This is a genomic window from Micromonospora sp. DT227, assembly GCF_049841835.1.
In the GTDB taxonomy this organism is placed as follows: Bacteria; Actinomycetota; Actinomycetes; order Mycobacteriales; family Micromonosporaceae; genus Micromonospora.
Window position 1 is genome coordinate 78,662 of the sequence record NZ_JBNCLA010000016.1, and the last position, 21,774, is coordinate 100,435.

The following is a 21,774-nucleotide window of genomic DNA, read 5'->3' on the forward strand; positions in this document are numbered from 1 at the left end:
CCAGCGGCCCGGCGGTGACCTACCCCTGTCGCCCCCTAACCGGACCCCGGTTCCCGGCCGCGTGCGGGCCCTCCGGCGGGCCGGCGCGGTGATGATGGGCACGCCCCGAGGACGCCGCGTACCACCGCCGACAGTCGAGGTGCCATGGAACGCTCCTGGTTGTTCGCCGACCTCGCCGTGCCCGGTGGGGGATGCGTCGACGTGCGGGCGGCCGAGATGGTCGGCACGGTGCTGGCGGGGCTGGTGGCCGAGTTGCGCGCCGCCGACCCGGGCGGCTGCTGGTTCTTCGACCGGCTCGACTCCCCCGGTCCGACCCGGCTGCGGCTGGGCCTGCACGCCGGGCCCGCCGCGCTGGACCTGGCGCGGGACCGGCTCGGCCCGTCGGCCCGGCCGGCGCCCCCGGCGTACGCGGTTCGCGACCCGGCCCGGGGCGGACCGCTCGCCCACGCCGGCAGTGAGGTGGCGCTGGGTCTGCTCGGCGGTGAACCACCCTGGCTGGCCGGGCTGGAGCTGCCGCTCGCGGTGGCGCACCTGCGGCACCTGTGCGGGCTGCTGCCGGCCGGCGACCGGGCGGCCTTCCTGTTCCTGCACTGGCAGGACCGCAGTCGCGCGCTGACCGGGGCGCAGCGCCGGGACCTCGCCGCGCAGGCGCATGCCGGCGCCGACAAGATCGTGCTGGCCGCCGCCGACCTGCCGCTCGCCGACGATCCGGTGTCGGCGGCCTGGCGGCGCTATCTGGACCGGGTGACCGAGGTGGTCGCCGAGGACCACCCGGCCGCGCCGCGCGGTTTCCTGATCGCCGAACATGCCCAGCTCAGCCACCGCCGCTGGGGCATCGACCCGGCCGTCGACTCGCTGGCCGCGCTGGCGTTGCGGCTGGCCGGGCAGACCGTCCCCGCAACAGGTGGGAGAGTCGGATGACCGTCGTGGAACGGGTCGACGTGGCACTGGGCGACCGCGCGTACCCGGTGCTGGTGGGCCCGGGCGTGCGGCACCGACTGGCCGCGGAGGTGGCACGGATCGGGGCCCGCCGGGTCGTGGTGGTCTCGGCCCGGCCGCCGGAGTGGACGCCCGACCCGGGCGTGCCGCACCGGGTGGTGCCGGCCCGCGACGGCGAGCACGACAAGACGCTGGCCACCGTGGAGGCGTTGTGCCGGGCGTTCGCCGAGTTCGGGTTGACCCGGGCCGACGCGGTGGTCTCCTGCGGCGGCGGCACCACCACCGACGTGGTCGGCCTGGCCGCCGGCCTCTACCACCGGGGCGTCGCGGTGCTCCACCTGCCGACGTCGCTGCTGGCCCAGGTGGACGCCAGCGTGGGCGGCAAGACCGCGGTGAACCTGCCGGAGGGCAAGAACCTGGTCGGCGTCTACTGGCAGCCGCGCGCGGTGCTCTGCGACACCGAGCACCTGGACACGCTGCCGGAGGTGGAGCGGCGCAACGGCTACGGCGAGATCGCCCGCGCGCACTTCATCGGCGCCGGCGACCTGCGCGGCCGGACGGTGACCGAGCAGATCACCGCGTGCGTGGCGCTCAAGGCCCGGGTGGTCGCCGCCGACGAGCGCGACGCCGGGCTGCGGCACATCCTCAACTACGGTCACACGCTCGGTCACGCGTTGGAGCGGGCCACCGACTTCCGGCTGCGGCACGGTGAGGCGGTCGGCGTGGGCACGGTGTTCGCCGGGCGGCTGGCCGGCCGGCTCGGTCGGATCGACGCCGAGCGGGTCGCCGAGCACCACGAGGTGGTGGCCGGTTACGGCCTGGACACGGCGTTGCCGGCCGGGGTGACGCACGACGAGCTGATCGCGTTCATGCGCCGCGACAAGAAGTCCACCGCCGGCCTGACCTTCGTGCTGGACGGCCCGACCGGCCCGGAACTGGTCGCTGACGTGCCGGAGGACGAGGTCCGCGCCGCCCTGGCCGAGATGTAGGCGGTACGGGACTCAGAGGCCGATCCGCGACGTAGGGAGGTCGAGGCCCGGCACTCGGGCGTGTCGGCGACGAGGAAGGAGATCACTCAGGAGCAATATGACCGCAGGTCATAATTATGACCTGGAGGTATATCGTTTCGTGGCGGGCATCTCCTGGTGGCCCCTCACGCACCGTGACACCCGGGTGGACCGCGCCAACCCTCACCATCGCCGGGTCGCGCCTCAGCGCACCGCCGGGCAGTGGGTGAGCAGCTCCTCGGGCTTGTGCGCGACCAGGTCGGGGCCGGCGGCCAGCAGCGCGGTCACGTCACCGCCGTGCCAGGTGGTGGCCACCGTGGTCACGCCGGCGTCCCGGCCGCTGGTCAGGTCCGTGATCGCGTCACCGACCATCATGGCCACGCCGGGCGGCATGTCGAGCAGTTCCAACGCGCGCAGCACGATGTCCGGCGCCGGCTTGGGGCGGGGCACCTCGTCCGAGCCGATCACGTGGTCGAAGAGCGCGAGCACGCCGAGCAGGTCCAGCAGGGACCGGGCGCGGGGACCGCTCTTGCCGGTGGCGACCGCCATCCGGACGCCACGCTCGTGCAGCGCCTCCAGCGTCTCCCGGACGCCGGGGAACAGCGGCACCCGGTGCGCCAGCCGGTAGCTCTCCCGGACGAACGGCGCCTCCATCTCCAGCGGCAGCCCCATCAGCCGCATGATGTCCGGGAAGTACCGCCCCATGTGCTTGTTGTACTCCTCGAACGGCGCCGGTCCGCCGCCCACCACCTCGGCGTACGCGACGCTGAACGCCTCACGCATCACCGCCGAGCTGTCGACCACGACCCCGTCGAGGTCGAACACGACCGCGCGGATCGGGCCCGTACGCCGGGCGAGGACGGTGGCGCCGGCGGTCGACGGCGGCTGACTCATGGCTGCTCCCGAAGGTGAGGTCGCCCGGTGGTTCTCACCGGTCGCGCGCTCCCGCCAGCGCGGGCACCGGCGGGGTGGGCCGGGCGCAGCGGTAGACGCGTTCGATGGCGTCGATGGTGCGGCGGGCGTCGGCGGCGGCCACGCCCCGGCTGGCCTCGTCGGCGAGCAGGGCGGGCAGCGCGTCGAGCTGCCGGTCGTACTCGGCGCCGATGGTCTCGGCGGCCAGCGGCAGCGCGACGGTCTCGCCGTCGCGGGTACGGGTCAGCTCCGGCGCGCCGACCCGGTTCGGGCTGAACCCGAACGTGCAGCGCAGCGTCGCCGAGCCGTGGGTGCCGTGCACGGAGATGGTGGTGCGGTCCGTCGCCTCGTGCGACGCCCAGCAGGCGTGCAGCGCGGCGGACGCGCCGTCGGCGGTGAGCAGGAACGCGCGGGCGGTGTCCTCGACGTCGCCGCGTCCACCGGGCCCGGCGGTGCCACGCCAGGCGGCCTGCGCGGCGCCGTCGTTGACGAAGTCGTCGGAGACGCTGCCCACCGCGTGCGCGATCGGCGCCGGGCCGAGCAGCGGCAGCACCGTGTCGAGCAGGTGCCAGCCCAGGTCGACGAGCGCGCCGCCGCCGGAGAGGTCCCGCCGGGTGAACCAGCCGCCGGCGTCGGGCACGCCCCGGGCGCGTACCCAGGCGACGTCGACGTGCCGGACCGGCCCGAGGTCGACCACGGCCCGCAGCAGGGCCCGCACGTCGGCGCGGTAACGGGCGGCGCTGCCGGCCAGCAGCACCGCGCCACCGGCGCGCTCGGCGTCGGCCAGCTCGTCGGCCTCGGCGGAGGTGAGGCAGACCGGCTTCTCCAGGAACACCGGTACGCCCCGGCGCAGCAGCCGGGCCGCCACGGTGGCGTGCAGGTGGTTGGGGACCGCCACCACCACCAGGTCGGCGGCGTCGGTGGGCAGGTCGGCCACGTCGGCGTACGCGTCGGGCACGCCGTGCGCGGCACGGGCCCGGTCCCGGGCGGCGGCGTCCGGGTCGACCACGGCGGTCACCGTGAACCGCTGGTGCGCCGCGAGCCGGGGCAGCCAGATCTGCCGCCCGGCCCAGCCGAGACCGGCCACCGCGACCCGGACGGTACGCCCCGGCGCGGCGGCCGGCTGCGGCCCGGTCATCCGGCCAGCACGTCGGCGAGCACGGCGGCGATCTGGTGCATCTGCTCCTCGGTGCCGAGCAGCGTGCGGTGGTGCAGCCAGACGCAGTCGGCGTGGATCTGCTCGACGTTCGGGCACCGCTCGGCGATCTGCTCGACGGTCTCGTCCGGCGCGCCGGCCAGCCAGAAGCCGTCGCAGCGGTAGATGGCGCGGAACGCGACGAACGCCGGGATGCCCCGGGCGATCAGCTCGTCGACCACGACCCGGCGGCGTTCCGACGTGATGCCGGGGATCCGGAACATGGCCATGTAGTGCGGGTTGCGGTCACCGCGCGGGTCGCGTCCCTGCGGCACCACGCCGGGGATCTCGGCGAGCAGGCTCGCCAGCAGCGGCCAGCGCTGCTCGCGCACCGCGATCTGACCGTCCAGGCGGGACAGTTGGGCGCGCAGCACGGCGGCGCTGAACTCGTTCATCCGGTAGTTCGAGCCGGTGGTGCGGTGCAGGTAGTCCCGGTCGGTGCGGGGCCGGCCGCAGCTGTGCACCAGGAACGCCTTCTCGTAGCTCTCCTCGTCGGGGAAGAGCACCGCGCCGCCCTCGCCGGCGGTCATCAGCTTGCCGTTCTGGAAGCTGAACGCGGCGACGGAGCCGAGTTCACCGACCCGCTTGCCCTGCCACTGCGCGCCGTGCGCGTGCGCGGCGTCCTGGAGCAGCGCGACGCCGGCGTCGGAGGTGATCTTGTCGAGCGCGTCCATGTCGGCGAACTGCCCGGCCATGTGCACCGGCATCACCACCCGGGTCCGGTCGGTGATCGCGGCGGCCACCGCGTCCGGGTCGACGCAGTAGGTGTCCAGGTCCACGTCGACCGGCACGGCCACCGCGCCGAGGCGCTGCGCGGCAAGCGACGAGGAGATGAACGTGAAGGCCGGGACGATCACCTCGGTGCCCGGTCCGACGCCCAGGACCTCCAGCGCCACCTCCAGCGCGTGCGTGCCGTTGGTGACGGCCAGCGCGTGCGACGACCCGTGGTACGCGGCGAACTCGGCCTCGAACGTGTCGACCTCGTTGCCTCCGACACGCCACCACTGGCCCTGCTCCAGGGCCCGGATGAGGCCGGTCCGTTCCTCGTCGCCGAACTGCGGCCACTCGGGGAACTCCGGTGCCGACAGATCACTCATGATGTCCCACTCCCTGATCCAGATTGGAACGGCCCGGCAGGACGCTAACCGAGCCGGCACGGCGCTGACCTCCCCTAACGGCCCCTAGCCGCCCCTAACCGCCCCCTGCCGGCGGGGGTCCGCACGGGCAACGGGGTCGATACTCCGATGACCTGTCGTCGTCCGTCCCCGGTGAGGTGCAACGTGCCCGAGGTGCTCCTGCTCAACGGCCCGAACCTGGGCATCCTCGGCAAACGGGAACCGGAGATCTACGGCACCGACACGGTGGCGGACATCGAGCGGGCGGTCGGCGAGGAGGTCGCCGGACGGGGGTGGCGGGTCGTCGCGAGGCAGCACGACTGCGAGGGCGAGATGATCCGTACCATCCAGGACAGTTATGAGACGGTGGGCGCGATCGTGAACCCGGGCGCGTTGATGATCGCCGGTTGGAGCCTGCGCGACGCGCTGGCCAACTATCCCCATCCGTGGCTGGAGGTCCACCTGTCCAACGTGTGGGCCCGGGAGAGCTTCCGGCACGACTCGGTGCTCGCCCCGCTGGCCTCGGGGGTGATCGTGGGCCTCGGTGCGCTCGGTTACCGGCTGGCGGCCCGCGCGCTCGTCGCGACCGTGCCCTGACCGTCCACCCCGTCGCACCCGTACCGGTCGTCCGCCGCGGCGACCCGACCCCCGAGGAACCCCGTGACCGTCGCGATCATCGTTCTCACCATCCTGCTGGCCATCATCCTGATTCCGCTGGCCGTGCAGAAGCTCACCGGCAACGCGCAGATGCGCCAGCGGATGTCGCACCTCGGCGTCTCCGCTGGGCTGACCCGCGTCATCGGCCTGCTGGAGTTGGCCGGCGTCGCCGGGCTGCTGCTGGGCCTGAAGTTCTGGCAGCTCGGCGTGGCCGCCGCGGTGGCGATCACCGTGCTGCTGATCGCCGCCGTGGCCTACCACCTGCGTGCCAAGGACGACGGCAAGGTGATCATGGTGCCGTTGTTCTTCGCGTTCGCCTCGGCCGCGCTGGCGTTCCTGCACCTGCTGGCGCACTGAGGCCGGCGTGACGGGCGGGCCGGGCGCCGCGCTGCTGGGCGTCGACGTCGGGGGCACCAAGGTCGCGCTGCGCGCCGAGGCGGCCGGCCGGCCCGCGTACGAACGGATCGTCACCTGGCCGGCCGGCGCGGACCCGGCCGCCGACCTGGCCGTGCTGGCCGCCGAGGTGGCCGCGCTGCGCGCCGGCTTCGGCCCGGTCGACGCGGTCGGCGTGGCCATGCCGGCGACCGTCGACCGGGCCGGCGCGGTCGTGGCCTGGCCCGGCCGGCCGAGCTGGGTCGGCCTGGACCTGGCCGGCGCGCTGCGTCGCCTGTTCCCCGACACCCCGACCGGGTACGCCGACGACGGCGACCTGGCGGCCCTGGCCGAGGCCCGGCACGCGGACCGCGACGACGTGCTCTATCTCGGGGTCGGCACCGGCGTCGGCGGCGGGCTCGTGCTCGGCGGGCGCAACGCCCCGGCCGGCGCGTCCGCCGAGGTCGGGCACATGGTGGTGGACCTGGGTGGGGACCGGTGCGACTGTGGACGGTCCGGCTGCCTCCAGGCGGTCGCGTCCGGGCCGGCCACGCTGCGCCGCGCCGCCCGACTGCGGGGCGGGCCGGTCGACCACCACCGGCTGCGCGCCGGGCTGGACGACGGCCGGCCGTGGGCGGTGGCGGCGATCCGGCCGGCCTGCGCCGCGCTGGCCGCCGCGGTGGTGAGCCTCGGCGAGCTGCTCGCCGCCGACCTGGCGATCGTCGGCGGCGGGTTCGCCACCGGCCTGCCCGGTTTCGTGCCGCTGGTCGGAGACCTCGCCGTCGGCCGTCCGGGGCGGCCCGCGCCCCGCGTCGTCGCCGCCGCGCTCGGCGGGCTCTCCTCGCTGCACGGCGCGCTCCACCTCGCCCGCGACCTCGCGGGCGCCCCGGTCCCGCCCGGGACCGGGCCTCGACCAAGGGAGAACACCCAATGATCAGGATCGGGGTCGTCGCCGGCAGCACCCGCCCGGGCCGCAAGGCCGACGCGGTGGCGCGCTGGGTGTGCGACATCGCCGGCGCGCGGCCGGACGTCGACGCGGAACTCGTCGACCTGGCGGACCATCCGCTGCCCCACTTCGCCGAGCCGCTACCCCCGTCGATGGCACCGTCGAGCCGACCGGCGATCCGCCGGTGGGGCGCGGTCGTCGGCGCGCTGGACGCGTTCGTCTTCGTCACCCCGGAGTACAACCACTCGATCCCGGGCGTGCTCAAGGACGCGATCGACGTGCTCTACCAGGAGTGGCACCACAAGCCGGCCGGGCTGGTCGGCTACGGGGTGCACGGCGGCACCCGGGCCGCCGAGCACCTGCGGCTGGTGCTCGGGCAGGTGTCGGTGCCGGTGGTCCGCTCCCAGGTGGCGCTCTCCCTGCACACCGACTTCGTGGCGTTCCGCGACTTCCGCCCCGGCCCGCACCAGCGGGAGGCGGTCGGCACCATGCTCGACGAGGTGGTGGCCTGGGCGGGCGCGCTGCGGACGCTGCGCCGCCCACAGCCGGTGCGATGATCGCGATCGGCGGCGCCACCCGCCTCTACGCGCTGCTCGGCGACCCGATCGCGCAGGTACGCGCGCCCGGCCTGCTCAACCCGGTGCTGGCCCGGCGGGGCACGGACGCGGTGCTGGTGCCGGTGCACGTGCCCGCCGCCGCGCTGCCGGAGGTGGTGGCCGGGCTACGGCAGGTGGCCAACCTGCACGGCATGCTGGTGACCGTGCCGCACAAGGCGGCCCTGCTCGACCTCGCCGACCGGGCCACCGACCGGGCGCACCGGGCCGGCAGCGTCAACGCGTTGCGCCGCGAGGCGGACGGCACCTGGTCGGCGGACACGTTCGACGGCGACGGGTTCGTCCGCGGGCTGGTCGCGGCCGGACACGACCCGCGCGGCCGGCGGGTCTGCGTGGTGGGCGCCGGCGGCGCGGGCAGCGCCATCGCGGTGGCGCTGCTCGACGCCGGGGTGGCCGCGCTGCACCTGGCCGACACCGACCCGGCCCGGCTGGCCGCGCTCGGCGGGCGGCTGTCGGCCGCGTACCCCGGCCGGGTCGATGCGGCGTCCCGGCCGCGACTGGCCGACGCCGACCTCGCGGTCAACGCGACGCCGGTGGGGCTGCGCCCGACCGACCCGCCGCCGTTCCCGGTGTCGGAGCTGCCGGCGCGGGCGGTGGTCGCGGACATCATCATGACCCCGGCGGAGACGACGCTGCTGCGCGCCGCCCGCGACCGGGGCCTGCCCGCGCATCCCGGTGAGCCGATGCTGACCCACCAGATCGACGGCTACCTCGACTTCTTCGGCCTCTGAGTCACAGCGGTGCGAGACGCCTTTTGAGCAGGCAGAACTCGTTGCCCTCGGGGTCGGCGAGAACGTGCCAGGACTCCTCGCCGGTCTGGCCGACGTCGGCCGGGCGTGCGCCGAGCCTCAGCAGGCGTTCAAGCTCCGCGTCCTGATCGCGGTCGGTGGCGTTGACGTCGATGTGCAGGCGGGGTTTCGCCCGCTCCGGCTCGGCCGTGGGGCTGAGGATGATCGTCGGCTGCGGGCCGCCGAACCCGTCACGCGGCCCGATCTCGATGCTGCCGTCGCTCTCGCGGTCGAGCACCACGAAGTCGAGGACCTCGCACCAGAACCGCGCCAGCGCCTCGGGGTCACGGCAGTCGAGCACGAGTTCGCTGATCCGACAGGCCATGATCGGAACCTACTCCCCCGCCCCCGTCGCGGCCCGGTCGGACACGCTGCGCAGCACGCAGAACTCGTTGCCCTCCGGGTCGGCGAGAACCGCCCAGCCGGAACCGTCCGGATTCCGGTGGTCGGCGACGAAGGTGGCACCGAGCGCCAGCAGGCGGGCCACCTCCTCGTCGCGCGACGTCTCCGGACGCAGGCACAGATGAAGGCGGTTCTTGCCCCGCTTGGGCTCGGGCACCTGGTTGAAGTGCAGCACCGGGCCCTCGGCCAGCAGCACCTGGGTCTCCGGGTCGCCCGGCCGGGACTCCGGATGCAGCGGACGGCCGGTCAGGTCGCTCCAGAACCGGGCCAGCGCGTAGGCGTCCGTACAGTCGATCGCCACGTTCTGGAGAACCGAAACCATGCGCGCCAGCCTTCCGCACGACCGCACCGGACGCCAACCCGTTCTCCCCGCGAAGCGGCGGCACCACCCTGCGGCTCGGCGCTGATGGGCGCGCTGCTCCTCGGCGGACTGCTGGCCGGGTCGCAACTGCTCGGGGGTGGCCTGCGTGGTGGGCGCCACCCTGGTCCGCCGCCGTTGACCCGAGGTCAGTCGTCGCGGCCGGGCGCGCTCATGTCCCCGGTGCCCGGCGTGCCGTCGGCGAGCCCGTAGCGCAGGTAGACGGTGCCCTTCCGGTTGGCGACCGGCGGTTCGAGGAGCGTGACGTTGGTGGGCACCGCGCCGCCGTCGAACACCTTCTTGCCGATGCCCAGCACGATCGGGTGCACCCAGAGGTCGATCCGGTCGAACAGCTTCTCGCGCAGCAGCGTCTGCACCAGGTTCAGGCTGCCGACCACCTTCACGTGCTCGTGCCGGTCCCGGACCTCGCGTAGCGCCGTCGCCAGGTCCGGGCCGAGCACCGTGGACCCCTGCCACGACAGGTCGGGCCGGCCACGGGAGGCCACGTACTTCGGGACGCGGTTGAACAGCGTGGCGATCTCGTTGTCCTCGCCGCCCTCCTGGTGCGGCCAGTAGGCGGCGAAGATGTCGTACGTCCGCCGGCCGAGCAACAGCGCGTCCGTGCCCTGGTACGCGGCCATCACCTGCGCGCCGGTGGTCTCGTCCAGCAGCGGCGCCTGCCAGCCGCCGAACGGGAACCCCACCGGGTCCTCCTCGGGACCGCCGGGCGACTGCCCGACGAGGTCGAGGGTGGCGAACAGCTCGATGTGGATCAGCCCCATGGCCCGTGCTCCGGTCGTCTGGTCATCTCGGTCGGGAGGTAGACCGGTGCCCCTCGCCGAACTCATCGCCGCCGGCGACCGGGAAAAGCGGCCGGTGGAACACCACGGCTGTCAGAACGGGCCGGAGACAGCCGTGGTGTTCCACCCACGGCGGGTGTCAGGCGGGTTACCGCCGTTCGGGGAGCTGGGCGACGAACGCGCGCCACGTCGTCGGGCCGAACACGAGCACCGGACCGGACGGGTCCTTCGAGTCGCGTACGCCGACCCCACCGGGAAGGTCGCCGGCCACCTCGACGCAGTTGCCGCCGCTCGCCCCGCTACGGGTGGACGTCCGCCACCGCGCGTTACTCAGGTCCATGCTGGTTCTCCACTTCCTTCAGTAGACCGATGGACTGCCGGCGCGGCAGAGCTTCGTTCCGCACGCTCTCCCACCTCGCCTGAAGCGTAGCCACCTCGTCGTCCTTGTCGACCACGTCGCCGCCGAGTTGGCTCTCCAGGTGCCCCACCCACAGCCCGTCGACCGACCGCGCCAGCGCGAACGGCCCGGACAGTCCGACGTGCAGTCCGCTGTCCCACGGGATGACGTGGATGTGCACGTGCGGTCGCTCGGCGAGCGCGATCAGGTGGGCGATCTGTTGCGGCATGATCCCTCCGAGACCGTCGCCGCCACGCCGCAACGCGCCCTCGTCGATCACCGCGACGAACTGCGGGGGACGCTCTCCGGTCAGGATGTTCTGGCGGTCCATCCGCGCCGACACCCGCTGCTCCACCTCCGCGTCGGTGAGGCTGTCGACGGTGCGGAGCACGCCGCGCGCATAGTGCTCGATCTGGAGGAGGCCGGGGATCAGGGTGGGCTCGAAGTAGCGGAGTTGGGTCGCGCCGCGTTCGGCGTCGAGCCACGGCCGGAACCACGACGGCATGCCCAACTCGGCCACCAGCCGCTCGAAGAGCCCGCCGTTGCGCAGGGCCCGGTCCGTGCCCCGGATGAAGTCGACGGTCAACGCCCGGGTTCGGCCCTCGACGGCGCTGACGTGCGACGCGCTGAACCCGGCATGCTTGCCGAACGCCTCCTGCGTCAGGCCCGCCGCGCCCCGGGCCCGCCGGATCTCGGTAACGATGAAACCGGCGAGTGGTCCCGGCACCTCAGCCATTCAGCGCGCTCCAAACCAGAGATCGACTGCCCGGGACCACGCATGAACCGAGCGGTTCTCCCAGCCCCTCACGGACCGGGCAACCCCCTTCCGACCGTAGCGCCTCCACCGCAGAGTGTCACCATCCGGATCGCGCGGGGACCACCCGGCCCGATCCCCCGGCGACCTGAGGAGTACGCATGGCCGAGGAATGGTCGAGACGGCACCGTGGACCGGGAGCCCGGCGGCTCGGGCCGCCCGGGTCGCCGTACCGCTGCACCGGCCGGCCCGCGACGAACAGCGCGCGGCCGGCGTGGCTGTCCGCCCACCGCGCCTGCGGCCCCGCCTGGGTGTGCGACGGATGCGGGCGGGACTGGCCCTGCCCGACGCTGCGGTCCGTGCCGACCGGTGCGGCGCGGCGGGCGGAGCTGCTCCCCGAGTTCTCCCGGATCACCCGCCGCGCCATCCGCGACCTGCGAGGGCGGATCGACGGGCCGGACCCGGTCGCGATCGTGCGTCGCTTCCTGTGGTTTCTGCCGCTGACCGATCAGGAGGCCCGCGCCGTGGCGCTGAGGCTGCGGTGAGCGACGGCGGCCAGCCGCACCACCCCGTACGCCCGGTGTGGCTCTGCCGCGTCGACGGGCAGCCCTGGCCCTGCCCACCGGCACGGGCCGCGCTGCTTCGCGACTACGACGGTGACCTGGTCGGGTTGGCCGTCTACCTGGCGGTGACGCTGCACGACGCGGTCCGCGACCTGTACGCGCTGAATCCCGACGACGCGCCGGAGCCGGCCGTCCTCTGGGACCGCTTCCTGGCGTGGCTCGACCGCTCGCGTCGCGGCCGGTCCGGCCCGCCGGGGTGAACGAGAGACTCCCGGACCAGTTCACGAACGGGCGTGTCACCTCGATCCTCCCCCGGCGCCGTTCCGGCCCGCATACCCGCGCCCACCGTCGGTAGTCGTGTACCGGATCGGGACCCCGCCGGGAACCAGGTGGGCGGCCCGGACGACTATCCCTGCATGGCGTGTGAGCAGTGGCGGGAGATCCTGTCGGCCCAGCTGGACGGTGAGGCGTCCCGGTCGGAGAGCGAGGCGGCCGAGGCGCACCTGGCCGGCTGCGCCGGCTGCCGGGGCTGGTTCGACTCCGCGGCGGCGGTCACCCGCCGGGCCCGTACCCACCTCGCCCCACAGGTGCCCGATCTGGTGGCGTCCGTGCTGGCCGCCGCGCCGCCGCCCCGGCCGAGCCGACGCCGGCGGGTGGCGCTCGGGCTCCGCGCGGCGCTCGGTCTGCTCGGCGCGGTGCAGTTGGTGCTGGGCCTGGCGCAGATCGGCCGGGAGGCGGTGGTCGCCCACGCGCACGCTTCCGGCCAGCACCTGTGGCACGAGTCGGCGGCGTGGAACGTGGCGGTGGGCGCCGGTTTCCTCTATGTGGCGGTGCGCCGGTCCACCCCGTCCGGCCTGTTGCCGATGCTCAGCGCGTTCGTCGCCACGCTGGTGCTGCTGTCGGTGAACGACCTGATCACCGGGCAGGTGGCGATGACCCGGCTGGTCAGCCACGGCTTCCTGCTGGTCGGCTGGGCGGTGATGCTGGTGCTGTCCCGGCCCTGGTGGCGTCCCGGGGACACACCGCCCGGACAGGGTCGGTCGACCGGCTCGCGCTGGACGCTGCGTGCCGAGGAGCCGGCAGCGCCGACGCCGCTGCGGCTGGTGCCGCCCGGCCCGTACCCCGCGCAGGCCCGCGACCGCCGCGCCGCCTGACCCGCGAGCGGCCCGCCCGTACCCCGCGCGGGCCGGCGAGCCCTCGACCGGTGGCCCGCGAGTGCCCGGCCGGTCACCCCGGGCCGGCCGGTGCCACCGCGTTCGGCCTGTCGTCGCCCGGGTGCCTCAGCGGGCGCGGCGACCGCGGGCGTCCCCGGCCCAGGCGGCGACCAGGTCCTCGCGGGCGCGGGCGACCCGCGACCGGATGGTGCCGACGGGGCAGCCGCACACCTCGGCCGCCTCGGCGTAGGAGAGGCCGAGCACCTGGGTGGCGACGAACGCCTCCCGGCGGTCCGGGGCGAGCCCGGCGATGAGTCCGCGCAGCGCCACCCCGTCGTCCCCGCCGGCGGTCACCGCCCCGGCCGCCTCGGCGGCGGTCTGCCAGTCGGGCAGCGCGGCCACCCGGGGGCGGGCGGTCGCGGCCCGTACGTGGTCCACGGCCACCCGGCGGGCGATGGTGAAGATCCAGGTCCGGGCCGAGGAGCGGCCGGCGAACCCGGGCAGGCTGCGCAGCGCGCGCAGGAACGTCTCCTGGGCGAGGTCCTCGGCCTCGGCCGGCCCGGCCAGGTGGACCAGGAACCGCCACACCGGTCCCTGGAGCGCGCGGACGAACGCGGCGGCGGCCTGCTGGTCACCCCGGCCGGCCCGGTGCGCCCACCGGGTCACCTGATCGTCGTCGGCGTCCAGGCTCATCCCGGGCCCACCCGTCGGTCCGGCCCGGTCATGCCGGACCGTACGGATGCGGCGCTCGCTCGGTTCATCCCTGGCGTCCTCTCCGTCACCTGGCCACCGACCGCGACGATCGGGGTGGCCCGACATTGGTCGGCCGGAGGGCGGGAAAAGTTCCCGGGCACCGGCGGTCAGTCGTCGACGGAGACCGCGACCGGGCCGACCCGCAGGACGCCATCGGTGAGCGGGGCGCAGCGGACACCACCCCGGCGGCGCAGCGCCTTCCAGGTGCCGGGCGCGACCACCACGTCCAGCCAGGCGCACGGCGGCGCGGCCCGGTGCACCCGCAGGCGGACCGGCCCGTCGCCGGAGTCCAGGGTGAGTACCCGCCCGACCAGCTCGTCCACCGCGATGCCGCTGGTCAGCACGTTGCGCCGGAGCTGGGTGAGATCGGCGCCGGCCGGCAGCGACTCCTGCGCGATCAGCGTGACGCTGGCGGCGCGGTGCGCCGGCCGACCGTAGTAGCGGTCCCCGACGATGCCCAGCCCGGCGCGGAGCCGCACCTGGTCGACCAGTTCACCGGGCGGCGCCGGGGCCGGCCCGTCCGCCGGCCGGCCCAGGTAGCGGTGCACCGGCGAGGCCAGCAACTGGACGATGTGCGGCACGGCGACGACCGCGCTCAGGAGGGCTGCGGGGTGAGCAGGTAGTCGCCGTCGTCCGGGCTCCACCGCAGCTCCACCACGCCGTCGGTCGCAGCCGCCTTGCAGAACTGGAGGAAGCTGCGGTAGCCGAGCTTCTTCTCGCTGAAGTCCGGCCGGGCGCGCCGGAGCTGGTCCTTCAGGCCGGAGAGCGCCACCGCGCCGCCCTCGCCGGCGAGGTCCGCCACCACGGCGCGGAGCAGCCCGAACGTGACCTCCCGGTCGCCCCGCTCGGGCAGTGACACCTCCGGGTCGCCCTTGGCCGGGCCGGCGGCCAACTCCACCACGTTCGACCCGGCCAGGTGCCGCAGCAGCTCCCCGAACGTGCGGAAGCCGTAGTTGGACTCGCTGAACGTGGGGTCCTTGCGGAGCAGCGCGCGTTTCAGGCCGGACGCGGTCACCTCGCCACCGCCGCTGCCCTGCATGCCGGCCACGGTCTGCACCAGCAGGACGGCGAGCGTGTCGACGTCGCGCGGCGACTCCTCCTCACCCGGCGCGGTCTCCACCACGGGTTCGGGCGGCGGCTCCGCCACCGTCGGCCCCGTCGACCGGGTGGGACGGGTCCGGCGGGCGGCGGGCGGCGGCACGTCCACCCCTTCGAGGCGGTCGTAGTAGAGGAACTCGTCGCAGGCCGGCGGCAGCAACGCGGAGGTCGACTTCTCCACCCCGACGCCGATCACCCGCTTGTTGAGTTCCCGCAGCTTGTGCACGAGCGGGGTGAAGTCGCTGTCCCCGGTGCAGATCACGAACGTCGAGATGTAGCCCCGTTCGAAGGCCAGCTCGACCGCGTCCACGGCCATCTTGATGTCGGCCGCGTTCTTGCGGGAGAAGCCCATCCGCTGCGGGATCTCGATCAACTCGACGTGCGACCGGGTCAGCATCCGCCGGTCCTCGTCGAAGTACGACCAGTCGGCGTACGCCCGGCGCACCACCACCCGGCCGCGTTCGGCCAGGGCGTCGGCGATCGGACGAAGGTCGAACGGCCGACCGCCGTGATGGTCTCGTACGCCCAGCGCCAGGTTCTCGTAGTCGAGGAACAGCGCGATCCGGTCTTCCTGATCCACGTCGGCCAGCCTAGCGGGGTCGGGCCGGCGCGCCGGTCAGCGCCGCCGCTCGTCGCGGTAGACGATCTCTCGGCGGGCGACTCGCTGGACGGCGTAGCTGGCCACCAGGAGCGCCAGCGCGAGCACCACCTCGACCCCGGCGACCGGGCCGTTGGCGACGGTGAGACCGAGCAGCAGCAGGATCAGCCCGACCACGGCCAGCAGGCCCGCCAGCAGCAGCCGCGTACGCCGCCGCGCCGACCGGTCCCCGCCGCCTGCGCTCACCCCGCCCGCCTCTCCCCCGGCTCTCCCGGTTCGAGCCTAGGTGCTGCCCGGCCCGCCGGTGGCGGATCCGGCATCGGCCACCGGAAGCGCCCCCGGCCCACAGACGGGTGGATCCGGGGATCGGCCGCCGTCCGCGCTGCCCGGCCGACGACGGGGATCAGGATCACCCGCCGGAAGCGCCGTCCGCGCTGCCCGGCCGACGACGGGGATCGGCATTCGCCCGCCGGAAGCGGCGTGGGGGCCGGCCGCCGTCGGCGGTCGGCCCCCACGGGACAGGGCGGATCAGTGCATCGGCACCGGCGTCGGGCGCTGTTCCTCGCCCGACTCGCCGTCCAGCAGGTGCGACGGCTCCCGCCGGCGGGGCAGGAAGGCGGCCGGGACGAAGGTGAGCACCGCCAGCCCGAAGGCGACCCAGAACGTGGTGGCGAACGAGCTGGCCGCGAAGTCGAGCCCGCGCTCGATCAGCGACGGCGGCACCGGGAACTGCTGCGCCAACTCGGGCTGCTGCTGCACCGCGATGGCGAGCTGGGCCTCGGTGACCGGCGCGCCGGTGCCCGGATCGGTCACGCCGGGGATCGGCCGGGAGCCGTTCAGCTCGCTGGTGAGGATCACCGACATCATCGCGGCGCCCACCGACCCGGCGATCTGCTGGAGGATGTTGACGAGCGTCGAGCCGCGGGCCACGTCGGCCGCGTTCAGCGTCTTCAGCGCCGAGGTCATGATCGGCATCATGGTGCCGCCCATGCCGAGGCCCATCACGAACAGCGAACCGCAGAGCAGAACGTAGGACGTGTCGGTGCCGACCTGGGTGAAGGTGAAGAACCCGGCCGCGATGAGCACCAGCGAGAAGGGCGCCGTCCGGCCGATCGGCACCCGGTCGGCGAGCATGCCGCCGATCGGCATGGTGAGCATCGCGCCGATGCCCTGCGGCGCCATCAGCAGGCCGGCGTTGAGCGTGGTCTCGCCCCGGATCTGGAGGAAGTAGCTCGGGAACAGCAGGCCCGCACCCATGAACGCGATGATGAAGACGACCAGGGTCAGCGCGGCGACGGTCAGGTTGCGGTTGCGGAACAGCCGCAGGTCGAGCAGCGGGTGCCGGGGCCGGAACGAGTAGCGGACGAACGCGACCACGAGCGCGGCGCCGGCCGCCATGGGCAGCCAGACCTCGGGGTCGGTGACCGTGCCGGCCTCCGGCAGCGAGGAGACGCCGTAGAGGAACAGGGCCAGGCCCGGCGAGAGCATCAGCATGCCGAGGAAGTCGAAGGACTCCGAGGGCTCGGGGGCGTCCTTCGGCAGGGCGAGCTGGGCGTAGACGAGCGCGACCACGCCGATCGGCACGTTGATCAGGAAGATCCAGTGCCAGCTCGCGGTGTCGATCAGCCAGCCACCGAGGATCGGGCCACCGATCGGGCCGAGCAGCATCGGGATGCCGAGCACGGCCATCAACCGGCCGATCCGGTGCGGACCGGCGGCCCGCGTCATGATCGTCATGCCGAGCGGCATGAGCATGCCGCCGCCGAGGCCCTGGACCACCCGCCAGGCGATCAGCTCGCCGATGGAGTCGGCGGTGGCGCAGAGCCCGGAGCCGATGGTGAACAGCGCCAGCGCCACCATGTAGAGCCGTTTGGTGCCGAACCGGTCCGCGGCCCAGCCGCTGAGCGGGATCACCGTGGCAAGCGCGAGAGTGTAGGCGGTCATGGTCCAGGCGACGCGCGCGTAGGAGGCGTCGAACTCGCGCTGGAACGTGGGGATGGCCACGCTGACGACGGTCACGTCGAGGATCGACATGACGGCGCCGAGCACGACGACACCGGCCACCTTGAGCACCGCGGCGTCGAGTTTGTTCGATGTCGCTACGGATTGCTGGGTCACAGACAGTCTCCTGGGTTCCGGTTCGGCTCGATGCGGTGGCGACGCCGCGCGCCGTGGGGCGCGCGGGCGGACGTGCGGTGGGCGACGTCCGGCACGGAAGCCTAGTCACGGAGTGCGACATCGTGCGGCCGGTTTTGCCAAGAGGCGAACGGCCGTGCTTCCGGACACCCGCCCGTCGCCCCGGGCGTCGCCCGGGTTCCGCCCCACTCGCCTCCGAGAAGCCGCACCGTAAGCACCCCTACGCCCGGATTCGCCGCTCGGGTCGACGCCTCTCGACCGGTCCGGGACCCGTCCGTCACCGTGACGAACGTCATGTTTACGGCGCGGCGTCGATACGGATCCGATGTCGGAGTTCCGACGCCGGGGCAGCGGCGTGCCACCTTGCCGGCTGCGGCACCGACACCGGGCCGCTCCCACGGTGCCGCCGCTCCACTGTCGACGGCCGCGTCACGCCGGGGACAGGTCCGCCATCAGGGCGATCTCGGCCGTACGGGAGCGGTCGATGCGGGTGGCGAGGTCGCGTACCCGTTCGCTGGTGCCGGCCGTGACCTGGGCGTGGGCCAGCGCGGCGGCGGTGCGCTGGTGCCGGGTGAGCACGTCGAGCAGCACCCGGTCGACGTCGGCGGCCCGGGCGGCCCGCAGCCGGGTCAGCCCGGCGGCGGCGTCGCTGTGCCCGGAGTGGTCGTGCCGCGTGGCGGCGGCCGCAGCCGACGGGCCGGCCTCGCGCAGCCACCGGCGCATGGTGGCCAACTCGTCGGTCTCGGTGGCCCGGATCGCGGCGATCAACGTCCGCACCCGCGGGTCGGTGGCCCGGTCGAGGCCGACACCGACGATCTCCAGCGTCTGCCCGGTGTGCGCCACCATCATGGCCAGGAAGAGCGCGTCGATGCCGCTGGCAGCACCGTCGACGGCCGGCGCGGACCGGGACGCCACGGGCGCCACCGCCCCACCACCACACCCGCCGAGGCCGAGCACCCCGACCAACACCACCACCACGACAACACCCCGACGCATCCATTCCTCCAATCGAAACCACCCCTCCCCATCCCCTCCCCCCACCCCGCTGATTCACGGAAAGAGTGGTCATTCCGCGTGGCATGGCCACTCTTTCCGTGAAAGTGCGAGCCGGGGTGGGGGTGGGGGTGGGGGTGAGGGTGAGGGGGTGCGGGGGTCAGAGCTGCTGCCAGAGGGCGGGGACGTTGGGGGGTTCCCAGCCGGCGATCGCGGTGTGCGCCTGGCGGCAGCGGTAGCTGCGGCCGTCGTAGGTGACCGTGTCGCCGACCTGGTACGCGCGGCCGGCGGTCCAGGTGCCGCCCGGCACCGGCGAGCCGGTCGGGGCGGGCGTCGGTGCCGGCGTGGCGGTCCGGGTGGGCGACGGGGTCGGCGACGGCGTGGGAGTCGGGTTGCCGCCCCCGCCGCCGATCTGGAGGTCCACGCAGGCGTAGAACGCGTTCGCGGTGTCGGCGATGTTCCAGACCGCGAGCAGCTTCTGCCGGCCGGAGAAGCCGCCCAGGTTGACGGTGTGCGACACGGTGGCGTCGGGTTGCCGGCCACCGCCGTCGACCACCGCGACCCGGGTGTTGCCGATCCAGTACTCCCAGTTGGCGGTGGCGTGCCGGGCGGTGTTGACCCAGGTGAACGTGGCGGTGCTGCCGACCGTGGTGGCCGGCCAGTTGCGGCTGTCGTCGTTGAGCACCGCGAACTGGGCGATGCCGGCGTGGCAGCTCTTCAGGCCCTTGGGCCCCTCGACGCTCTGCGGCTCGTACCGGATCTGACCGCAGTCGGGCACCCGGTTCTGCGCGCAGAGCGCCTGCCGGCTGGGCGGCGAGGAGACGTAGCCGTGGGCTTGGGCGGGCGCGGCGAGCGCCAGGGCCGCGGTGACGGCACCGGCGCTGAGCAGCGGAAGTGTGATTCTTCGGCGCATGGTGGCAACTCCTTCGGGCGGAACGGAAGGTGCCATGAACATAAATTAAACCTTGTTAACAGTAAAGACTCCTATCTATAAATTAAGCCTTGAGTCGAGCGCGCCACGCGTGAAATTCTGATCAGCGCGCGGAGCCGATCGTCGTCCCTGGGCACCCGGACGCCGGCAGGCATCCGGGAGGACGGCGGCACCGATCCGGGAGAACCCGCCTCTCGAAGGACACCCGCATGAGGAGATCCCTGCCCCGCCCACGCCGGTGGACCGCGTACGCGGCGAGCCTGCTGCTCGTCACCACCGCGCTCGCCACCGTCGGACCACCCGCCGCCGAGGCCGCCGCCGACCCGGTCGCGGTGACCGTGAACGCCCGCGCCGGGCTGGCCACCGTGCCGGACACCGCGCTCGGCGTCAACCACGCCATCTGGGACGCGAAGCTCGGCAGCCCCGAGACGTCCGACCTGCTCAAGGCCGCCGGCGTGCGGATGCTGCGCTACCCCGGCGGCTCGTACGCCGACATCTACCACTGGAAGACGCACACCGCGCCCGGCGGCTACGTCGCGCCGGACACCGACTTCGACACGTTCATGGCGGCGGCCCGTCGGGTCGGCGCCCAACCGATGATCATCGCCAACTACGGCACCGGCACGCCGGCCGAGGCGGCCGACTGGGTGCGGTACGCCAACATCACCAAGGGCTACGGCGCGAAGTGGTGGACCGTCGGCAACGAGAACTACGGCAACGGCCTCTACGGTTCGGCCTGGGAGGCCGACGACCACGCCGACAAGAGCGCCACCCAGTACGCCAAGCTGGTGATCGAGTACGCCGACGCGATGAAGGCGGTCGACCCGAGCGTCAAGGTCGGCGCGGTGCTCACCATGCCCGGCAACTGGCCGGACGGCATCACCGCCGGCGGCGACCCGGGACCGTGGAACCGGACCGTGCTCTCGCTCGCCGGCCCGAAGATCGACTTCGTGGACGTGCACTGGTACCCGGGCGGCACCGCCGCCGAGTCGCTGACCCGGACCAACCAGATCTCCGACGCCACCTGGCTGCTGCGCCAGCAGATCGACAGGTACGCCGGCGCGAACGCCGACCGGATCGGGATCAGCCTCACCGAGCTGAACGTCGACGCCGGCCGCACCACCCAGCCCGGCGCGCTGTTCCTCGCCGACGCCTACAGCGGCCTGCTGGAGCAGGGTGTCTTCACCGTGCAGTGGTGGAACGTGCACAACGGCATCGGCACCGTCTCCGAGGTCGCCGGCCAGACCGACTACGGCGACTTCGGGCTGCTCTCCAGTGGCGGCTGCACAGGCGACGGCGAGGTGTGCGAGCCGCCGTTCAACACGCCGTTCGCGCCGTACCACGCGCTGTCCATGATGAACACGTTCGCCCGCCCCGGTGACCAGTTCGTCCGCGCCGGCACCGACCAGCCGCTGGTCAGCGCGCACGCGGTGCGTCGGCCGGACGGCAGCCTCGCGGTGCTGCTGCTCAACAAGGACCCGGACACCGCGTACCCGGTGGCGGTCGACTACGCCGGCTTCACCCCGGCGGACGAGGCGCCGACCGTGCACACGCTGACCAACGGCGCGAGCGGCGTGACCACCGACCGCTCCGGCAGCGCCACCACCCGGACGCTGCCGCCGTACTCGCTGACCACGCTCGTGCTCCGACCGGCCGGCAGCTCCGCCGGGCGGCCGGGCGCGCCGGGCCGGCCGACCGCGGGCGCGGTGACCGACCGCGCCGCGACCCTCTCCTGGCCGGCCGCCGCCGTGGGCGCCGCGCCGATCGCGAAGTACGAGGTGTACCGGCAGTACGGCGCCGTCAGCGAGCAGCTCGGCGAGACCGCCGGCACCTCGTTCACGGTGCGCAACCTCGAACCGGGCACCCGCTACACGGTCAACGTGCTGGCCCGGGACACCGCCGGCCGGGTGTCCTGGTCGTCCCCGCCGCTGACGTTCGCCACCGGCAGCCCGGCCGACAGCGGCTGCGCGGTCCGCTTCCACAACGACACCGACTGGGGCAACGGCTACGTGGCGACCGTCGAGGTGGTCAACACCGGCCCCGACCCGGTCGACGGCTGGACGCTGACCTGGACCTGGCCCACCGGCTGGCAGCAGGTGAGCAGCGGCTGGAGCGGCACCTGGACGCAGACCGGCACGGAGGTCCGGGTGACCCCGACCGCCGACAACCGCCGGCTGGCCGCCGACGGTGGGAGCACCAGCGTCGGGTTCGTCGGGGCGTACAGCGGGCCGAATGTGCCGCCCGGCGTGTTCCGGCTCAACGGCACGGTCTGCACCATCCGGCCCTGAGCCG

26 protein-coding genes are annotated in these 21,774 nt (G+C 74.0%); 11 read left to right on the plus strand and 15 right to left on the minus strand.

Going from position 1 to position 21,774, the window contains the following annotated elements:
• Nucleotides 1-144: 144 nt before the first annotated feature.
• Nucleotides 145-921, plus strand: coding sequence for a hypothetical protein (locus tag ACLQ2W_RS31920; RefSeq protein ID WP_425791376.1), 777 nt, complete (start codon nucleotides 145-147; stop codon nucleotides 919-921).
• On the plus strand, nucleotides 918-1,928 hold the full coding sequence (locus ACLQ2W_RS31925; protein WP_425791378.1) for a 3-dehydroquinate synthase family protein: 1,011 nt from the start codon (nucleotides 918-920) through the stop codon (nucleotides 1,926-1,928). The genes ACLQ2W_RS31920 and ACLQ2W_RS31925 overlap by 4 nt, the downstream gene beginning before the upstream one ends.
• Before the next feature lie 222 nt (nucleotides 1,929-2,150).
• Here the strand turns inward: ACLQ2W_RS31925 and ACLQ2W_RS31930 are convergent, their stop codons facing one another.
• From ACLQ2W_RS31930 to ACLQ2W_RS31940, 3 genes are read right to left on the minus strand one after another with little or no spacing between them, the layout of a single operon-like run.
• On the minus strand, nucleotides 2,151-2,840 hold the full coding sequence (locus ACLQ2W_RS31930; protein ID WP_396769784.1) for an HAD-IA family hydrolase: 690 nt from the start codon (nucleotides 2,838-2,840) through the stop codon (nucleotides 2,151-2,153).
• Between the two features lie 34 nt (nucleotides 2,841-2,874).
• Nucleotides 2,875-3,996 carry a Gfo/Idh/MocA family protein gene (locus ACLQ2W_RS31935; RefSeq protein ID WP_425791380.1) on the minus strand — a complete coding sequence of 374 codons (1,122 nt, stop codon included), beginning with the start codon at nucleotides 3,994-3,996 and terminating at the stop codon, nucleotides 2,875-2,877.
• Nucleotides 3,993-5,150: a DegT/DnrJ/EryC1/StrS family aminotransferase gene (locus ACLQ2W_RS31940; RefSeq protein ID WP_107161136.1), complete on the minus strand. Its 1,158-nt coding sequence runs from the start codon at nucleotides 5,148-5,150 to the stop codon at nucleotides 3,993-3,995. Before ACLQ2W_RS31940 ends, ACLQ2W_RS31935 begins: the two co-directional genes overlap by 4 nt.
• Before the next feature lie 183 nt (nucleotides 5,151-5,333).
• Between ACLQ2W_RS31940 and ACLQ2W_RS31945 the strand changes: the two genes are divergently transcribed.
• The 5 genes from ACLQ2W_RS31945 (at nucleotide 5,334) to ACLQ2W_RS31965 (ending at nucleotide 8,488) form a co-directional block, all read left to right on the plus strand.
• Nucleotides 5,334-5,765 carry a type II 3-dehydroquinate dehydratase gene (locus tag ACLQ2W_RS31945; RefSeq protein ID WP_107161134.1) on the plus strand — a complete coding sequence of 144 codons (432 nt, stop codon included), beginning with the start codon at nucleotides 5,334-5,336 and terminating at the stop codon, nucleotides 5,763-5,765.
• Between the two features lie 63 nt (nucleotides 5,766-5,828).
• Nucleotides 5,829-6,182, plus strand: a complete 354-nt coding sequence (locus tag ACLQ2W_RS31950; RefSeq protein WP_387200007.1) for a DoxX family protein — start codon at nucleotides 5,829-5,831, stop codon at nucleotides 6,180-6,182.
• A 7-nt stretch (nucleotides 6,183-6,189) separates the two neighbouring features.
• Nucleotides 6,190-7,131 carry an ROK family protein gene (locus tag ACLQ2W_RS31955; RefSeq protein ID WP_425791383.1) on the plus strand — a complete coding sequence of 314 codons (942 nt, stop codon included), beginning with the start codon at nucleotides 6,190-6,192 and terminating at the stop codon, nucleotides 7,129-7,131.
• Complete coding sequence (locus ACLQ2W_RS31960; RefSeq protein WP_425791385.1) at nucleotides 7,128-7,700, plus strand: NADPH-dependent FMN reductase; 573 nt, start codon at nucleotides 7,128-7,130, stop codon at nucleotides 7,698-7,700. The genes ACLQ2W_RS31955 and ACLQ2W_RS31960 overlap by 4 nt, the downstream gene beginning before the upstream one ends.
• Nucleotides 7,697-8,488: a shikimate dehydrogenase family protein gene (locus ACLQ2W_RS31965; RefSeq protein ID WP_425791387.1), complete on the plus strand. Its 792-nt coding sequence runs from the start codon at nucleotides 7,697-7,699 to the stop codon at nucleotides 8,486-8,488. The genes ACLQ2W_RS31960 and ACLQ2W_RS31965 overlap by 4 nt, the downstream gene beginning before the upstream one ends.
• Before the next feature lies 1 nt (nucleotide 8,489).
• Here ACLQ2W_RS31965 and ACLQ2W_RS31970 read toward each other — a convergent pair whose 3' ends face one another.
• From ACLQ2W_RS31970 to ACLQ2W_RS31990, 5 genes are all read right to left on the minus strand, one after another.
• A complete protein-coding gene (locus ACLQ2W_RS31970) occupies nucleotides 8,490-8,870 on the minus strand; it encodes a VOC family protein (protein ID WP_425791389.1) in 381 nt (126 codons plus the stop codon).
• Between the two features lie 9 nt (nucleotides 8,871-8,879).
• A complete protein-coding gene (locus ACLQ2W_RS31975) occupies nucleotides 8,880-9,269 on the minus strand; it encodes a VOC family protein (protein WP_425791391.1) in 390 nt (129 codons plus the stop codon).
• 185 nt (nucleotides 9,270-9,454) lie between these two features.
• On the minus strand, nucleotides 9,455-10,087 hold the full coding sequence (locus tag ACLQ2W_RS31980; protein ID WP_425791393.1) for a dihydrofolate reductase family protein: 633 nt from the start codon (nucleotides 10,085-10,087) through the stop codon (nucleotides 9,455-9,457).
• Nucleotides 10,088-10,253: 166 nt separating this feature from the next.
• Entirely contained in the window at nucleotides 10,254-10,445 is a 192-nt protein-coding gene (locus ACLQ2W_RS31985) for a DUF397 domain-containing protein (RefSeq protein ID WP_425791395.1), read from the minus strand.
• The gene (locus tag ACLQ2W_RS31990) at nucleotides 10,432-11,238 is read right to left on the minus strand and encodes a helix-turn-helix domain-containing protein (RefSeq protein WP_425791397.1); all 807 of its coding nucleotides are present in this window, start codon (nucleotides 11,236-11,238) and stop codon (nucleotides 10,432-10,434) included. The genes ACLQ2W_RS31985 and ACLQ2W_RS31990 overlap by 14 nt, the downstream gene beginning before the upstream one ends.
• Before the next feature lie 179 nt (nucleotides 11,239-11,417).
• On the opposite strand from ACLQ2W_RS31990, the gene ACLQ2W_RS31995 reads away from it, so the two are divergent.
• The 3 genes from ACLQ2W_RS31995 (at nucleotide 11,418) to ACLQ2W_RS32005 (ending at nucleotide 12,973) form a co-directional block, all read left to right on the plus strand.
• A complete protein-coding gene (locus tag ACLQ2W_RS31995) occupies nucleotides 11,418-11,801 on the plus strand; it encodes a hypothetical protein (RefSeq protein WP_425791399.1) in 384 nt (127 codons plus the stop codon).
• Nucleotides 11,798-12,079 carry a hypothetical protein gene (locus ACLQ2W_RS32000; RefSeq protein ID WP_425791400.1) on the plus strand — a complete coding sequence of 94 codons (282 nt, stop codon included), beginning with the start codon at nucleotides 11,798-11,800 and terminating at the stop codon, nucleotides 12,077-12,079. Before ACLQ2W_RS31995 ends, ACLQ2W_RS32000 begins: the two co-directional genes overlap by 4 nt.
• A 156-nt stretch (nucleotides 12,080-12,235) precedes the next feature.
• Nucleotides 12,236-12,973: a zf-HC2 domain-containing protein gene (locus ACLQ2W_RS32005; protein ID WP_425791402.1), complete on the plus strand. Its 738-nt coding sequence runs from the start codon at nucleotides 12,236-12,238 to the stop codon at nucleotides 12,971-12,973.
• 126 nt (nucleotides 12,974-13,099) lie between these two features.
• On the opposite strand, the gene ACLQ2W_RS32010 is transcribed toward ACLQ2W_RS32005, so the two are convergent.
• From ACLQ2W_RS32010 to ACLQ2W_RS32040, 7 genes are all read right to left on the minus strand, one after another.
• Nucleotides 13,100-13,666 (minus strand): sigma-70 family RNA polymerase sigma factor, encoded by a 567-nt coding sequence (locus ACLQ2W_RS32010; protein WP_405089264.1) that lies wholly within the window; start codon nucleotides 13,664-13,666, stop codon nucleotides 13,100-13,102.
• 167 nt (nucleotides 13,667-13,833) lie between these two features.
• A complete protein-coding gene (locus ACLQ2W_RS32015; protein WP_425791404.1) occupies nucleotides 13,834-14,307 on the minus strand; it encodes a molybdenum cofactor biosysynthesis protein in 474 nt (157 codons plus the stop codon).
• Between the two features lie 14 nt (nucleotides 14,308-14,321).
• Nucleotides 14,322-15,404, minus strand: a complete 1,083-nt coding sequence (locus tag ACLQ2W_RS32020; RefSeq protein WP_425791406.1) for an NYN domain-containing protein — start codon at nucleotides 15,402-15,404, stop codon at nucleotides 14,322-14,324.
• Between the two features lie 36 nt (nucleotides 15,405-15,440).
• The gene (locus tag ACLQ2W_RS32025; protein ID WP_425791408.1) at nucleotides 15,441-15,668 is read right to left on the minus strand and encodes a hypothetical protein; all 228 of its coding nucleotides are present in this window, start codon (nucleotides 15,666-15,668) and stop codon (nucleotides 15,441-15,443) included.
• 282 nt (nucleotides 15,669-15,950) lie between these two features.
• Entirely contained in the window at nucleotides 15,951-17,540 is a 1,590-nt protein-coding gene (locus ACLQ2W_RS32030) for a DHA2 family efflux MFS transporter permease subunit (RefSeq protein WP_425791410.1), read from the minus strand.
• Between the two features lie 447 nt (nucleotides 17,541-17,987).
• Nucleotides 17,988-18,554 carry a DUF305 domain-containing protein gene (locus tag ACLQ2W_RS32035; RefSeq protein WP_425791412.1) on the minus strand — a complete coding sequence of 189 codons (567 nt, stop codon included), beginning with the start codon at nucleotides 18,552-18,554 and terminating at the stop codon, nucleotides 17,988-17,990.
• 157 nt (nucleotides 18,555-18,711) lie between these two features.
• Nucleotides 18,712-19,464, minus strand: coding sequence for a lytic polysaccharide monooxygenase (locus tag ACLQ2W_RS32040; RefSeq protein WP_425791414.1), 753 nt, complete (start codon nucleotides 19,462-19,464; stop codon nucleotides 18,712-18,714).
• A gap of 227 nt (nucleotides 19,465-19,691) precedes the next feature.
• Here ACLQ2W_RS32040 and ACLQ2W_RS32045 point away from each other — a divergent pair, with 227 nt between their 5' ends.
• Nucleotides 19,692-21,770, plus strand: a complete 2,079-nt coding sequence (locus tag ACLQ2W_RS32045) for a cellulose binding domain-containing protein (RefSeq protein ID WP_425791416.1) — start codon at nucleotides 19,692-19,694, stop codon at nucleotides 21,768-21,770.
• The last annotated feature ends 4 nt before the right edge of the window (nucleotides 21,771-21,774 follow it).